The organism is Shewanella sp. SACH, assembly GCF_001887095.2.
Lineage (GTDB): Bacteria > Pseudomonadota > Gammaproteobacteria > Enterobacterales > Shewanellaceae > Shewanella > Shewanella baltica.
In genome coordinates this window covers 23154-37523 of sequence record NZ_MPDG02000010.1, presented here as the reverse complement: position 1 = coordinate 37523, position 14370 = coordinate 23154, and the positions used below count along the sequence as shown (strand labels likewise).

Here is a 14370-nt window from a genome sequence, read left to right as displayed (position 1 = left end):
CGCCGTTGGGCTGTGGCGGGTAAAGGATTGGTATTTAAGTCGAGTCTAGATCTGGCCGATGACTTAATTTCAGGGCGGTTAGTACGATTGTTGCCTGAGTATCAAGGTGAGCCAGTCGATTTGTACTTAGTGTGCCCAGGACGCGAGCATGTGACGCCTGTTGTCTTGTTGCTGCGGGAAATGCTCCGGCAGCGCACACAGGCTTTGAGTAAAAGCTTAGGTCAAATACTGGCAGTAAAAAAATCTTAGGATTTAAGAAACAAAAAAGCCGCATGATGCGGCTTTTTAGCGACTCGCTGAGATTAAGACTTAGCGCGTTTCATGGCGGTAAAGAATTCTTCGTTAGTCTTGGTCATAGCCAATTTGTCGATTAAGAATTCCATTGCGCTGACTTCATCCATAGGATTTAAGATCTTACGCAGGATCCACATTTTTTGCAGTTCTTCTTGAGTCGTGAGTTTTTCTTCACGACGCGTACCACTGCGGTTGAAGTCAATGGCTGGGAACACACGCTTTTCTGCCGCTTTACGTGACAGATGTAGCTCTTGGTTACCTGTACCTTTAAATTCTTCGTAGATCACTTCGTCCATCTTAGAACCCGTATCAACCAAAGCAGTGGCGATAATGGTCAAGCTGCCGCCGTGTTCGATGTTACGCGCTGCACCGAAGAAGCGTTTTGGACGGTGCAGGGCGTTCGCATCCACACCACCGGTTAACACTTTGCCCGATGACGGGATAACAGTGTTATAGGCACGGGCTAGACGAGTAATAGAATCGAGTAGGATAACCACGTCTTTCTTGTGTTCAACCAAACGTTTGGCTTTTTCAATCACCATTTCGGCAACTTGAACGTGACGGCTTGCTGGCTCATCGAAGGTTGATGCAATTACTTCACCTTTAACGAGGCGTTGCATCTCAGTGACTTCTTCTGGGCGTTCGTCGATCAACAATACCATCAACACCACTTCTGGGTTGTTGTAGCTGATACTCTGAGCAATACCTTGAAGTAATAGCGTTTTACCGGCTTTTGGTGGTGCAACGATCAAACCACGTTGACCTTTACCAATCGGTGAGCATAAATCCAGAATACGTGCGGTAATATCTTCAGTTGAGCCGTTGCCACGCTCCATACGCATACGTTCTTCTGCGTGGAGTGGGGTTAAGTTTTCAAAGAGGATTTTATTACGGGAGTTTTCTGGTTTATCGAAGTTAACTTCGTTGACTTTCAATAGGGCAAAATAACGCTCGCCTTCTTTCGGTGGGCGAATTTTACCAAAAATTGTATCACCCGTTCGCATGTTAAAGCGGCGAATTTGGCTTGGTGAGACATAGATGTCATCTGGACCAGCTAAATAAGAACCGTCTGAGCTGCGTAAGAAGCCGAAACCGTCTTGGAGTATTTCTAATACCCCACCACCGAAAATGTCTTCTCCACTTTTTGCGTGGGCTTTAAGGATTGAGAAAATAATGTCCTGCTTGCGAGCGCGGGCCATATTTTCGAGCTTCATATTTTCAGCTAGCGAGACTAGGTCAGAAATCGGCGTGTCTTTTAATTCAGTTAAGTTCATTTTGGGGGTCTTGTGTTACGCGACAAAGCTTACCGCGATCAATCAGTAAGGATGTAATTCAGGATAGTGATTGACGAGCGAGAAGAGGTTATTAGAAAGAATCTGGTTATTAAAGTAGCACTAACAAAGCGGGGCGTCCAGAAATTTAGGGAAATTCCGGCACAATTAATTTATAGCTTGTGCCGGAGGTCACTCATTACCACATCAAATTAGATTTGCGCGTCGATAAACTCTTTTAATTGCGTTTTTGATAGTGCGCCAACTTTAGTTGCGGCTAATTCGCCGTTCTTGAATAACAGTAAAGTTGGGATGCCACGAACGCCATATTTCGCTGGAGAAACATTGTTTTGGTCAACGTTTAATTTTGCGATAGTCACGCGGCCTGCATATTCTTCAGACACATCGTCTAAAATTGGAGCGATCATTTTACAAGGACCACACCACTCGGCCCAGAAGTCTACCAATACTGGCAAATCAGACTTTAATACGTCGTTTTCGAAGCTGTCGTCACTCAGGTATATAATTTTATCGCTCATGATGTTCTCCAGTTTGGGTGCCATTGCTGGTTTGTTAATGGCTTACCATGTATATTGGGGCTGAAAAATAGCTTTTCAAGTTACCTTTTTACAATGTGGCTATTTCAAACGATCGAGTATCTTATTGCAACCTCAACAGGTAAGCTTGCGCTATGAGCGAAACACATCTATCTACCCAAAGGTTTGCCGACCTACCTCTACATCCTGAGGTTAAACAGGCCCTTGCCGAGAATGGCTTCGAATTTTGTACGCCGATCCAGGCGTTATCACTGCCTGTATTACTTCAATCAAAAGATATCGCTGGTCAAGCACAAACGGGCACTGGCAAGACAATGGCCTTTTTGGTCGCCACTTTTAATCACTTATTATCGACTCCCGTACCTGAAGGTCGACTGATTAATCAGCCCCGCGCCATCATTATGGCTCCGACTCGCGAGCTGGCGATTCAGATTGCTAAAGATGCGATTTTACTCGCTAAACACACTCACTTAAAGGTGGGTATTGTTTATGGCGGCGAAAGTTACGATGTACAGCGTAAAGTATTAGATCAAGGTGTTGATATCTTGATTGGTACTACGGGTCGAATTATCGACTACGTTCGCCAAGGCATTATCGGTCTGAATTCGATTCAGGCTGTAGTATTAGATGAAGCCGATCGTATGTTCGATCTAGGTTTTATCAAAGATATTCGCTTCTTGTTTAGACGTATGCCTGAGGCAAATCAACGTCTTAATATGCTATTTTCGGCAACCTTGTCGATGAAAGTGCAAGAGCTGGCTTACGATCATATGAACGAGCCAGTTAAAGTCGAAATCGCCCCTGAAGAAAAAACCTCCAAAAACATCAAAGAAGAAATCTTCTATCCTTCGCAAGAAGAGAAGATGCGTTTGCTGTTGACCTTGATTGAAGAAGATTGGCCAGAAAAAGCCATCGTTTTCTCTAACACTAAGCACAGCTGTGAAACGCTTTGGTCTTGGCTTGAAGGTGACGGACATCGCGTGGGTTTGTTAACGGGTGATGTGCCACAGAAAAAACGTATTCGTATTCTTGAGCAGTTTACTAGTGGCCAATTAGATATATTGGTTGCTACCGATGTTGCGGCTCGTGGTTTACATATTTCTGACGTTTCACACGTGTATAACTATGATTTACCTGATGATTGTGAAGACTATGTGCACCGAATCGGTCGTACGGGTCGTGCGGGTAATAAGGGCATGTCGATAAGCTTTGCCTGTGAAGAGTACGCGTTGAACTTGCCAGCAATCGAAAGCTATATTAATCATTCGATTCCAGTGAGTAATTACGACAGTGAAGCTTTATTGGCCGATATTCCTACGCCAGCGAAGATCCACCGTAAACACCCGAGCGGCACTCGAAACCTGCGTGATCGTTCTGGGACAAGTCGTCCAGGTGCGCAACGCAGTGGTGCTCGCCCTCCTCGTCATGATAGGACACGTAGACATTCGTAAATGCCAACACCCGCTTATGCCGCTATAACATTAGGCTCAAACAGTTTTAATATGCTGATCGCCAAAACTCGTGGTGGTCAGCCGCATATTATTGCGAAATATAAACGCAAGGTGAGGCTCGCCGAAGGTATAGGCGACGATGGCAACTTAAGCCATGACGTGATGCAGCGCGGCCTCGACTGTTTGAGTATGTTTGCCCAAATGTTGGTGCAACATAAGATTGAAGCAAACCATGTCGCTGTGATTGCTACCGCAACCCTTCGCAGTATCAGCAATGCCGATGAGTTTAATCGGCGTGCATTGCCACTCCTTGGTCATCCAATTGAAATCATCTCAGGCATGCGTGAAGCTGAGCTTATCTATCAAGGTATGGTGGCAACCACCTGTGGTCAAGGCCGCCGTTTAGTGATAGATATCGGCGGGGCGAGCACTGAGTTTATTATCGGTGATGGGCATCAAGTGTTGTTCAAAACCAGTTTGCCTTTCGGTAGCGTGACTTATAATCGCCAATTTTTTAGTAGCTTACCGCTGCAACAGTTAGATTTCGATGATGCCAAGCAGCAAGTGCTAACCGCATTAGCTGAGCATAGACAAACGCTACGCGATCTAGGCTGGCATTGTGTTGTTGGCGCCTCTGGCGCGGTGCAATCTGTGGTTGAAGTACTGCTTCACCGTGGCTTATCTGAGACGATAACGCTCGATGTTCTCACTCAGTTGAAGGCTGAAATTCTCGCCCAAGAAGATATTAGCTTAACGGGGATCGCTGGGCTTTGTAGCGAGCGGGCACCGACTTTTGCAGCGGGTGTCGCTATTTTGTTGGCTTTGTTTGAGTTGCTGGGGATAGAGCATTTAGCCTTATCTGGCGGCGCATTACGTGAAGGTGTTTTAGTGATGCTCGCGCAGCGAATTATTGACGAAGCGAGCTAAGCTTTCTCTGAATGGATAAAAACCAAAGGCCGCTATGCGGCCTTTATTGTTTGTACTGCGTCACTTATTTCAATAAATCGGCGAGATCTTTTTCTAAGGAAACGGTTGGGCGCTCTACGATACGGCCAACTTCTTTACCTTGCTGCAGCACAATAAAGGTTGGAATACGGGTAAAGTCGTATTTGGCAGCTAAGCCCTCGGGATCTTTCTTCGTCCGGTCGACACCAATATAGGTCACTTTGATATTGGGATTGGCGACTTCTTCCATGATACGGATAAAGCGCGGTGTTTCACGGTGACAATCTGGACACCAAGTACCAATGATCACAATAATTTCAGTTGGTTCGGTGACGCTTTTAAGCGGAGTGATTGCCGCAGTGTCGACCAGGTAGCTTTTATACCCTTCGGCAAACTCATTGAGATCTGTGACTAAATGTTGTGCTTCTACTATGCCAGTTAAAATCACTTCTTGTTTCTCCTCGCTGCAGGTCGCAATTAAGCCCTGTTGTTGTTCTTCAAATCCACAGCCACCATTGGCTAGTACCTGACAACTAAAAAATAAGGCAGTAGTGGCTAGGAATGCCTTAACGTTATTGTGCATGATGCGCCCTTAAAATCGAAGAGAAAGAATGAAGCTTGATTCAAACATTATTCTTGATGCGATTAAAGCGGATCATTGATTTGCTGCAAGCTAGATCACGCATTGCTAATATCTATACCCAAGCTACCTGAAGATACGAGTTTCAGAGCGCCTAGGGTGCTTCAATTCAAGGCGCATCAATGACAAAATGTCGGCCACCTTTTGAATTGATGCAACACGGAAGTGGAGTGCCCTAGGCGCTCCGTCCCGGCGGCTGATGTTAACCACGGGGTAACGCACTTTATGCTGTGTTGGTTATTTTTAACTTAGCCCGCTAGGTCTGCAAATAGCCGCAATCGCCATGGATGGCGTGAATGCCATTTATGCAGGAGCAATAAATGGCCTTGCCTAAAGTGCGTTAAATTCCCGCTGAATCCTGCATCTTCAGGTGGTTTGGGTATGTAAGCTTAACGATCACAGGATTGCATGGTTTGCGGAGTTAAGACATTGAAAAAGCACATCCCCGAATTGCGATTCGGGGATAGAGCGCGTTGATATAATGAGGTAAATGGCTCGATTACTGAGCGAGAATTTTTTCTAGAATAGGCTTGTTAGCTTCGGGGAAGTCGTAATTAATTAAATCGGCTTTAGTGACCCAAGCGATAAGCTGACCTTCGAGGCCTTGAGCTGTGCCGTTAAACTCTGCGACTGAATGGATATCGAGTAGTACTTGTTTATCGGGATAATCGAAACTCAGCGCCATAAATGGCTGACTATCGGTGACATCGAGTGCAACTTCCTCTTTGAGTTCACGGATCAGTGCTTGAGTGACCGTTTCGCCCGCCTCAACTTTGCCGCCAGGAAATTCCCATTTCCCACCTTGATGTAAATGATCTGGGCGTTTTGCTAATAGAATTTCACCGGCCGAGTTAGTAATAATGCCTACGGCAACATGGATGCGTTTAGTCATAATATTTATCTATTGAGTAGAGAGTTGGGCAAATTAATCGCTGTGATGGCGTAAGCTGAGCAGCTAGCGCTTCGCATTATTCTTTAAAAAAGTCGCCTTCATCGAGATCGAATTCATCAAATGCTTCGGGATCAAATTCGGCCTTCACTGGGATGACATGCTTTTCTGACGCCCAATCGCCGAGGTCGATGAGCTTACAGCGCTCGCTGCAAAAAGGTTTAAATGCAGATTGTGGCACCCACTCGACAGGGGCTTTGCAGATAGGGCAGTTAACGGTCAATGGCATAATTGTTCTCTTGGTTAACGGCGATACAGCGGCCGCCAATACTAATGTCTTTCAGGCCATTAGTGTAAAGGCTTCATGGACAGGTAGCCAGTAAGAAATCAATCGAACGGTCGGAGTGGCGTTGTTGTTCAAACTGCACAAAATGGATGGCAAAACGGTTTTTATGGCCGCTAATCGTAGGATAACACCCGTGGGAGGCATCGACTTTGACTCGCACCAAAGCAAGTGCTTGAGCACTGTCACCCTGATAAAAACCTGCATGGGCAACGGCATTGTCGTAATGGGCTGTGCTGCGGGTGAGTTGGAGCAATAGGGTGATGGGGGTGAGCAAAGGTTCGAAGTGTGCTATCCAAGAGCGGTAGTCTTGTTGTTTTTCTTCCCAAGGTTTAGCTAGCCAATAATGCAGTTGCGGCAGATCGAAGTTACAGCAGGCGCCCGGCATGCCAAAGCGTTGTCGTAGCGCGGAAATAAATCTGTCTTGTTTTAGTTGGCTGCCGAAGCGGTCGGGCTTTTGCAACGGTTCGCGGGCTTGGGTGAGGGCATTTATATAAAGGTCGATTTGCTGGTGGTCGACGTGATCTAATTCTTGCCATTTGCTGAGTTGCAGCAAGTGCCGTTCAATGTCTTTTAATACTTCATTACGATAATCACAGCGTTCGGACAATTCACAGAGGGAAAACAGCGGATAAAAACATCTATGTTGGTGGTCATGATTTAGGTTACTTTGCAGCTGTTTATCGAGGTATTCGAGCCGCAAGTAGCTGCGAATTTTCTCGTTTAGGGGCTGTTCGTAAACTAATTCAGTCATGGGCGTTATCAGTACCAGAAAGTTGTAAATATCGCTGGTGCAATGCTAGCACCTCTCGTTTTAAGGTTGATATCTCTCCTTGATTATCAATAATGTCGTCGGCTCTGGCGAGTTTTTCGCTGCGACTACATTGGCTACTAATGATGTTATTAACTTGAGATGCATCAACATTGTCACGTTTTACGGTGCGATTTATTTGCAACTCAGGTGAAATATCCACCACTAAAGTCCGACTGACTAACCTATCTAACCCGTTCTCAAATAGCAAGGGCACGACCATAATTACATAGGCCGAGGTCGCTTTTTCTACCTGCGCTAGCATTTCTTGGCGGATCATGGGGTGTAATAGTTGGTTTAGCCATTCGCGCTCTTCAGGATGGCTAAATATCCGCTGCCGCAACTTGGCGCGATCGAGTTCACCCTCTGGTGTTGATATCTCAGCACCAAAATGAGTTACGATCGCTTCCAGCCCTTTTGAACCCGGAGCGACGACCTCGCGGGCAACGATATCGGCGTCGACTAGGGTTATTCCTTCGGCAGCGAATAAATTGGCAACAGTCGTTTTACCGCTGCCGATACCGCCAGTAAGACCAACAACAAACTTTGACATAACATACTCCGGATAGCTCAGTGCTTAGTTTGCTAGCTCTTACAGTGTTGATAGGTACCAATCGACAATCTGTTGTCCAAATAGCAAGGCTATCCAGCCAGCTGCGGCAATATAAGGGCCAAATGGGATTGGATTCCCTTGTTTCAGGCGTTTACTGACAATCATAGTGATGCCAACGACTGCGCCAACGAGGGACGAAAGTAAAATCACCAGCGGCAGCATTTGCCAGCCAAGCCAAGCACCGAATACGGCTAGCAGTTTAAAGTCTCCATAACCCATGCCTTCCTTGCCGGTGAGGATCTTAAATAGCCAAAAAATGGACCACAGGCTTAAATAGCCTGCCGCCGCACCGATAATGGCATCGGTTGGGCTCGCAAAGGTATGATTTAGATTGATTATCAAGCCTAGCCAAAGCAATGGTAGTGTCATTTGGTCGGGGAGCAACATCTCATCAAGATCGATACCCGTCAGTGCTACAAGCACAAAGGTGAGTATGCTCGCAAAAACAAACTGCCAGCTTGGACCAAAATGCCAAGCTAAAGTCGCGATAAGTAGCCCTGTGACGAATTCAATAATGGGGTAGCGGGCAGAAATAGGGGCGTGACAGGTAGCGCATTTGCCTTTGAGTATTAACCAGCCTAATACCGGTAAATTATGCCAAGGTTTAATCGACGTTTTGCATTTAGGGCAGGCTGAGCCCGGAACAACAAGATTGTATTTCTCAGGGAAGGCATCTATAGGTTTATTGAGTTGTTCAATGCCTATTTTTTTGGCTATATCTTCGTGGTATTCCTGCAAATACTGATTACATTCTTGCTGCCACTCCCGTTTCATCATCACAGGAAATCTGTGGATCACCACATTTAAAAAACTACCAACGGTAGCGGCAAAAATAAAGCTTAGAGCCATAAAAAGATAAGGGTGCTGGCCCAAAATGGAGATGAATTCTGACATTTAATGTTCTTATATCTATGTGTAAATATGAGGTGTGATAACTAGCCGCTAACAACTTTACCCATCTGGAAGATAGGTAAGTACATAGCAACAATTAAACCGCCGACGACAGTACCGATGACCACCATCATAATCGGTTCTATCAGGCTTGATAAGCCATCTACGGCATCGTCTACTTGCATTTCGTAGATAGTAGAGACTTTATTGAGCATGTTATCTAGTGAACCTGATTCTTCGCCTATCATCACCATTTGCACTAACATGTCGGGGAAAAGCCCTGTGGTCTGCATAGCCACATTCATCTGCATCCCCGCCATGACTTCTTGACGAATTTTTAAAATCGCTTTGCGGTATACCGCATTACCCGATGCGCCAGCAGCGGATTCTAAACCATCAATCAACGGAACGCCCGCTGCAAATGTGGTAGCTAAAGTGCGGGCGAATCGTGCCATGGCACCTTTGTGTAATATAGGCCCAATGGCTGGGATTTTAAGCACAGCTTCGTCTACTCGATCTCGCACCATTTGTGAGTTTCGGTGCGCCCGCACAAACAAAAATACGCCGCCAATAATGGCGGCTAGAAAGATGTACCAAGAGGATTGTAAGCCGCGGGAAATATGCAGCACTAATTGAGTAAAGGCGGGCAATTCAGCACCGAAGCCTTTAAATATTTCTTCGAATTGAGGCACGACAAATAGAAGTAATAATGTTGTTACTAAAACAGCTACTATGACAACAGCAGCCGGATAGAACATGGCCTTCTTAATTTTTGATTTTAGGGCTTCTGTTTTTTCTCTGTAGGTCGCTACGCGATCGAAAACCAAGTCTAGTGATCCAGAATGCTCACCAGCTGCGACTAGGTCTACATAAAGTTCGTCGAAGTAGCGTCTATGGGGGCGCATAGCATCGGATAAAGGAATACCCGATTGAATTTCGCTAAGGATATTTCCTAATAGTTCTCGCATTTTAGCTTTTTCGTGACCGCGGCCGAGTAGCTCAATTGTGGTGACTAAAGGTACGCCCGCCGCTAGCATAGTCGCAATTTGGCGGGTCATCATAGCAATATCCATAGGGGTGATTTTGGCATCACCTAACTTAAATAGCGCAGATGACTGTTTACGAACACTCTTTGGATTTACGCCTTGGGATTTCAGCTGGCTACGGATTTCAGCGGCGGTAGCTCCTCTAAGCTCTCCGGCGGTTTTCTTGCCGTCGCGATTTACACCTTTCCATTCGAAGGTATAGATTTTTGGTTGGCTCTTTTGCTCGGCTTTCTTAGAACGAGACTTTCTTGTGGTCGTTGCCGTAGCCATAAATGATTCCTGTAAATAAATCGTTCTAGATTTCTAGTTAACTGAACGCTGTGCTTGCGAAATAGTTTGGACTCTAAGATTCAAATATACGAGTAATAATACGGTATTGCCTGAATTTTAGACTTAGCTCTAGATATATAAAGATTAGATTTAACCAAAACTGGTTACGCGATTGACTTCTGCAATGCTAGTGACACCGTGGATCACTTTCAATAAGCCTGATTGCCGTAAATCTCGCATTCCTTGGGCTTTAGCTTGGGAGGCAATTTGCAAAGAATTACCGCCCTCCATGATAGTACGAGCGATTTCGTCAGACATTTTCATCACTTCGTAAATACCGACTCTGCCCTTGTAGCCCGCAGAGCAATGCTCACAGCCAACAGGTTTAAAGGTGGTAAAGCCTTGAGTAATTTGTGTTTGGTCAAAACCTAGGCGCAGTAATTCATGCTCGGGGATCACTTCAGCTTGCTTGCATTCGGGGCAGAGGCGACGCGCTAAGCGCTGGGCAATAATTAGATTCACAGAGCTAGCGATATTGTAGCCAGGCACACCCATGTTGATTAAACGGGTTAAGGTTTCGGCAGCCGAGTTAGTGTGTAAGGTCGATAAGACTAAGTGACCCGTTTGCGCCGCTTTAATGGCAATTTCGGCGGTTTCCAGATCGCGGATTTCACCCACCATCACCACATCGGGATCTTGGCGTAAGAACGAACGCAGTGCGGAGGCGAAGGTGAGGCCTGCCTTTAAATTAATGTGAACTTGGTTCACGCCTTCGAGGTTAATCTCCACCGGATCTTCGGCGGTAGAAATATTACGCTCTTCGGTATTGAGAATATTTAACCCAGTGTAAAGGGAGACGGTCTTACCTGAACCCGTTGGGCCCGTTACTAAAATCATCCCTTGGGGTTTTGCTAGCATCTCAAGGTAGAGCTTTTCTTGGTCTGGCTCGTAGCCGAGCTTTTCAATGCCTAATTGTGCGGAGGATGAGTCTAAAATCCGCATTACAATCTTTTCACCCCACAGGGTCGGCAGAGTACTAACCCGAAAGTCGATAGACTTAGTGCGGGACAGTTTCATCTTGATTCGACCGTCTTGTGGCACGCGTCGTTCGGCGATATCGAGTTTCGACATCACCTTTAGCCGTGCAGATAAACGTCCGGCGAGACTAATCGGCGGTTCAGAGACTTCGTGGAGAATACCATCTATACGAAAACGAATACGGTAGCGTTTCTCATAGGGTTCAAAGTGCAAATCTGACGCACCTTTGCGGATGGCATCGGTTAAAATCTTATTGATATAAATAACGATGGGTGCATCGTCGCTACTCTCGCCAGTAGGCTCTTCATTACGTCTATCTGTGTCGGTAATTTCTATCGCTGCCAGCGCTGCTTCGTCCATACCGCCTAAATCGAGACCGCTGATATCTTCTTCGAGAATTTTCTCTAGCGCTTTAGCGAGCTTATCTTCCTCAACTAGAATTGCTTCGGCGTGCAGGCCTGCACTAAACTGGAAATCTTCGAGGGCGGCAATATTGGTCGGGTCGGATGTGCCTATATAGAGGCGATTCCCACGTTTAAATAAGGGCAAGCAGCGGTGTTTCTCAATGAGTTTTTTATTGAGGAAGTCCTCAGGAATGGAAGCAAGATCAAATTCATTGAGATCGAGTAGTGGCGTACCGTACTCTTCATAGCAAAGCTCTGCTATTGCACGGGCAGAGATTAGTTTACTTTGAACTAAGGTGCTTACAAGGGCGTGTTTGTTTTGTCGAGATTTAGTGATAGCGTTAGCCATCTGCTCTTCATTAAGCAGGCCCTTACGGATAAACAGGGTCGATAAACCTAAATGAAGGCCAGTGGTGGGCATTTTTAAAACCTAAACTAATGAAAGATTAAATGGCAGCAGTGCTGCCATTTATGGATACATATGCTTATAAACTATAGACCAGCACCAGCTTCACACTGTGCAAGTGTTGCACCTGTTGCACTAGCATTTAAGGTTGCCGCATATGTTACAGTGCCAGCATCTAAAATTGTCGCTGTAACAGTACAAGTCCCATCAGTAAAAGCAAGAGCGGCTCCAGAACCTTCTGCAAGGTCGGCAGAAAGACTAAGGCCATCGTTTGCAACGTTTGCCTCTGCATTAATTGTGTCACAAGAAATGCCTGACTGAACACAAGTTACGGCTTTAGTCGTGTATGAAGAAACACCTTTCATGGCCGCGCCACCATGAGCAGAACCAACATAATCACGATATGCTGGCAATGCTATAGCTGCCAAAATACCGATAATGGCAACTACGATCATTAGTTCGATCAGAGTAAAACCCTGAGCTTGTTTGTTTAAATTGATACCCTTCATTTTTCTCTCCAGCTAACTATTTAGTGACTTACTTTGATTGAATAGAGTGTTAAACCTAAACGCTGTTTTACCCTATAAATTGTTTTGACTCGTCAAACTTTTTTACTCATTGATGCTAATAAAATCATTTATATGATCTATGTAACATTAACAGTACACCGATGATCTTGAATGACCCATGTGTAATGACTCATGCTGATTTATTCAAAGTCACGTTCATTTTACTAAGCTAATGCTAGGTTAGCACTAAGTTAATGATTGTTTTAATAAATCATTTCGGTAACCGCACCTTAGGCTAATGTCCCTCAAAATGTGCTCCTGAAACGCAAATTAGAGTATTTTGACAGGCATTCCAGTGCTGACCTTAGGTGAGGTTGACCAAACGGCCATCTCGCCTGTGTAAAAGTTAGTACAAAGTTAAGATAAAAGAAACAACTTTTAAGTATAAAGTACTAATTAAGTGTCATTTTTGTATAAGAGTCTATCTTGTTGGTGTGTTAAGTTATAACAACATTTTGACATTATCAGTTTGGCTGGCACCTAAGCTGACCGAGTCAAATTGCTGGCATGTTGGTGTGATGAGTTGGAGGCTTGATGTTGATGGTGCGGATGTATAGTGACAGGCATAACTTAGGGGCTAGCCTAGTGGAACTCAGAAGAAATGTATCGCTTTATAATAGGTTGAAAGTGAAACGTTCTCAGGTGCTTTCAGCGAACGTTTCACCCTCTAGTGAGCGAGTGCTTTAAGCTTTCAATCTAAGCGACAAGTCTAGGGCGCGAACATGCTTAGTGAGCGCACCAACTGAGATATAGTCGACACCGGTTTTAGCAAATTCGGCTAAAGTGTCTAAGGTGACATTGCCGGAGACTTCAAGCTTAGCGCCGGCGCCTTTCGCTTTATATTGATTGTTCATTTCAACCGCTTCGACCATTTTAGTGATATCGAAGTTATCTAACATGATGATATCTGTGCCAGAGTCGAGTGCTAAGGCGAGTTCTTCGAGTGATTCCACTTCGACTTCAACGGGTTTATTCGGGTACAAGTTGCGGGCGGTATCTACGGCTTGGCGAATGCCACCACAGGCCATAATGTGGTTTTCTTTAATCAAAAATGCATCATATAAGCCAATGCGGTGGTTTTTGCCGCCGCCGCAGGTGACTGCATATTTCTGGGCGGTGCGCAGGCCTGGAATGGTTTTGCGAGTATCTAATAGGCGAGTGTGAGTGCCCACTAGTTTATCGACATAATGCTTAGTTAAGGTCGCAACGCCAGACAGGGTTTGGATAAAGTTCATTGCCGTGCGTTCGCCGGTGAGAATCGTGCGTGCTGGGCCCGATAGTTCACACAGTAACTGGTTAGGTAATACCAGATCGCCATCATCCACATGCCAATGCAGTGCGACTTCCCCACCGAGTTGATTAAAAACTTGTTCGGCCCATGCTTTTCCACAAAAAACGCCTTCTTCACGGGTAATAAGGGTGGCTTCAGCGTACTTATCAGCAGGGATTAACATTGCTGTGATATCACCATAAGCGATGGCCTTGGTTTGATCGTTGATTTCGGTGCCGCCTAAGTCTTCACAGAGGGCGGATTTTACTGACTGGCGAATATCGTTTTCTAACATGAGCGGGGTCCTTGCATTCTTTAATTACTGACGACCTACTTGCATCTTAGGTTAAGATTACCACGGCCTTAGGTCTCACGGAACAGCTTGGAAGATTGTGCGGCAGGACTCAGCCTCTGGCTTATTTTAGTTGGGAGTGAATGGCTTGCTCCATGATCTCAATATTAAAAGATGATGAGGTCAGTCAGTTCCGTGTGCTGGGTTTCTTCTTTGCTTGGCTGAATACTGTTAGAGTAACCGAGTATATACCCAAGCTACCTGAATATACGAGTTTCAGAGCGCCTAGGGTGCTTCAATTCAAGGCGCATCAATGACAGAATGTCGGCCACCTTTTGAATTGATGCAACACGGAAGTGGAGTGCCCTAG

General features: G+C 45.5%; 15 protein-coding genes. 3 read left to right on the top strand and 12 right to left on the bottom strand.

The window, feature by feature from the left end; translation table 11 throughout:
* Nucleotides 1-249 (top strand): LysR substrate-binding domain-containing protein (locus BM607_RS22230; protein WP_249269619.1); only part of this gene is annotated, 249 nt, incomplete at its 5' end.
* Nucleotides 250-302: 53 nt separating this feature from the next.
* Here BM607_RS22230 and rho read toward each other — a convergent pair.
* A complete protein-coding gene (gene rho, locus BM607_RS20860) occupies nt 303-1568 on the bottom strand; it encodes a transcription termination factor Rho (RefSeq protein ID WP_006083361.1) in 1266 nt (421 codons plus the stop codon).
* Between the two features lie 209 nt (nt 1569-1777).
* Nucleotides 1778-2104 (bottom strand): thioredoxin TrxA, encoded by a 327-nt coding sequence (gene trxA, locus BM607_RS20855; RefSeq protein WP_006083360.1) that lies wholly within the window; start codon nt 2102-2104, stop codon nt 1778-1780.
* Nucleotides 2105-2256: 152 nt separating this feature from the next.
* On the opposite strand from trxA, the gene rhlB reads away from it, so the two are divergent.
* On the top strand, nt 2257-3573 hold the full coding sequence (gene rhlB / locus BM607_RS20850; RefSeq protein ID WP_006083359.1) for an ATP-dependent RNA helicase RhlB: 1317 nt from the start codon (nt 2257-2259) through the stop codon (nt 3571-3573).
* Nucleotides 3574-4500, top strand: coding sequence for an exopolyphosphatase (locus BM607_RS20845; RefSeq protein WP_071940679.1), 927 nt, complete (start codon nt 3574-3576; stop codon nt 4498-4500).
* 64 nt (nt 4501-4564) lie between these two features.
* Here the strand turns inward: BM607_RS20845 and BM607_RS20840 are convergent, their stop codons facing one another.
* The 10 genes from BM607_RS20840 to nadC form a co-directional block, all read right to left on the bottom strand.
* Nucleotides 4565-5101, bottom strand: coding sequence for a thioredoxin family protein (locus BM607_RS20840; protein ID WP_071940678.1), 537 nt, complete (start codon nt 5099-5101; stop codon nt 4565-4567).
* A gap of 556 nt (nt 5102-5657) precedes the next feature.
* Nucleotides 5658-6050 (bottom strand): 8-oxo-dGTP diphosphatase MutT, encoded by a 393-nt coding sequence (gene mutT, locus BM607_RS20830; protein WP_071940677.1) that lies wholly within the window; start codon nt 6048-6050, stop codon nt 5658-5660.
* 76 nt (nt 6051-6126) lie between these two features.
* A complete protein-coding gene (yacG, locus tag BM607_RS20825; RefSeq protein WP_006083355.1) occupies nt 6127-6336 on the bottom strand; it encodes a DNA gyrase inhibitor YacG in 210 nt (69 codons plus the stop codon).
* A 73-nt stretch (nt 6337-6409) separates the two neighbouring features.
* Entirely contained in the window at nt 6410-7144 is a 735-nt protein-coding gene (gene zapD, locus BM607_RS20820) for a cell division protein ZapD (protein WP_071940676.1), read from the bottom strand.
* Nucleotides 7137-7754 carry a dephospho-CoA kinase gene (coaE, locus tag BM607_RS20815; protein ID WP_071940675.1) on the bottom strand — a complete coding sequence of 206 codons (618 nt, stop codon included), beginning with the start codon at nt 7752-7754 and terminating at the stop codon, nt 7137-7139. The genes zapD and coaE overlap by 8 nt, the downstream gene beginning before the upstream one ends.
* Nucleotides 7755-7793: 39 nt before the next feature.
* Nucleotides 7794-8708 carry an A24 family peptidase gene (locus BM607_RS20810; RefSeq protein ID WP_071940674.1) on the bottom strand — a complete coding sequence of 305 codons (915 nt, stop codon included), beginning with the start codon at nt 8706-8708 and terminating at the stop codon, nt 7794-7796.
* 41 nt (nt 8709-8749) lie between these two features.
* A complete protein-coding gene (locus BM607_RS20805; protein WP_071940673.1) occupies nt 8750-10021 on the bottom strand; it encodes a type II secretion system F family protein in 1272 nt (423 codons plus the stop codon).
* 150 nt (nt 10022-10171) lie between these two features.
* Nucleotides 10172-11884, bottom strand: coding sequence for a type IV-A pilus assembly ATPase PilB (gene pilB, locus BM607_RS20800; RefSeq protein ID WP_071940672.1), 1713 nt, complete (start codon nt 11882-11884; stop codon nt 10172-10174).
* Between the two features lie 71 nt (nt 11885-11955).
* Nucleotides 11956-12378: a prepilin-type N-terminal cleavage/methylation domain-containing protein gene (locus BM607_RS20795; RefSeq protein ID WP_071940671.1), complete on the bottom strand. Its 423-nt coding sequence runs from the start codon at nt 12376-12378 to the stop codon at nt 11956-11958.
* Nucleotides 12379-13121: 743 nt separating this feature from the next.
* Nucleotides 13122-14003: a carboxylating nicotinate-nucleotide diphosphorylase gene (gene nadC / locus BM607_RS20790; protein WP_071940670.1), complete on the bottom strand. Its 882-nt coding sequence runs from the start codon at nt 14001-14003 to the stop codon at nt 13122-13124.
* Nucleotides 14004-14370: the final 367 nt, after the last annotated feature.

Excerpts from the sequence above, each read along its gene's own strand:
- rho (WP_006083361.1), bottom strand. The coding sequence starts at position 1,568 with ATGAACTTAACTGAATTAAAAGACACGCCGATTTCTGACCTAGTCTCG.
- trxA (WP_006083360.1), bottom strand. The coding sequence starts at position 2,104 with ATGAGCGATAAAATTATATACCTGAGTGACGACAGCTTCGAAAACGAC.
- rhlB (WP_006083359.1), top strand. The coding sequence starts at position 2,257 with ATGAGCGAAACACATCTATCTACCCAAAGGTTTGCCGACCTACCTCTA.
- BM607_RS20845 (WP_071940679.1), top strand. The coding sequence starts at position 3,574 with ATGCCAACACCCGCTTATGCCGCTATAACATTAGGCTCAAACAGTTTT.
- BM607_RS20840 (WP_071940678.1), bottom strand. The coding sequence starts at position 5,101 with ATGCACAATAACGTTAAGGCATTCCTAGCCACTACTGCCTTATTTTTT.
- mutT (WP_071940677.1), bottom strand. The coding sequence starts at position 6,050 with ATGACTAAACGCATCCATGTTGCCGTAGGCATTATTACTAACTCGGCC.
- yacG (WP_006083355.1), bottom strand. The coding sequence starts at position 6,336 with ATGCCATTGACCGTTAACTGCCCTATCTGCAAAGCCCCTGTCGAGTGG.
- zapD (WP_071940676.1), bottom strand. The coding sequence starts at position 7,144 with ATGACTGAATTAGTTTACGAACAGCCCCTAAACGAGAAAATTCGCAGC.
- coaE (WP_071940675.1), bottom strand. The coding sequence starts at position 7,754 with ATGTCAAAGTTTGTTGTTGGTCTTACTGGCGGTATCGGCAGCGGTAAA.
- BM607_RS20810 (WP_071940674.1), bottom strand. The coding sequence starts at position 8,708 with ATGTCAGAATTCATCTCCATTTTGGGCCAGCACCCTTATCTTTTTATG.
- BM607_RS20805 (WP_071940673.1), bottom strand. The coding sequence starts at position 10,021 with ATGGCTACGGCAACGACCACAAGAAAGTCTCGTTCTAAGAAAGCCGAG.
- pilB (WP_071940672.1), bottom strand. The coding sequence starts at position 11,884 with ATGCCCACCACTGGCCTTCATTTAGGTTTATCGACCCTGTTTATCCGT.
- BM607_RS20795 (WP_071940671.1), bottom strand. The coding sequence starts at position 12,378 with ATGAAGGGTATCAATTTAAACAAACAAGCTCAGGGTTTTACTCTGATC.
- nadC (WP_071940670.1), bottom strand. The coding sequence starts at position 14,003 with ATGTTAGAAAACGATATTCGCCAGTCAGTAAAATCCGCCCTCTGTGAA.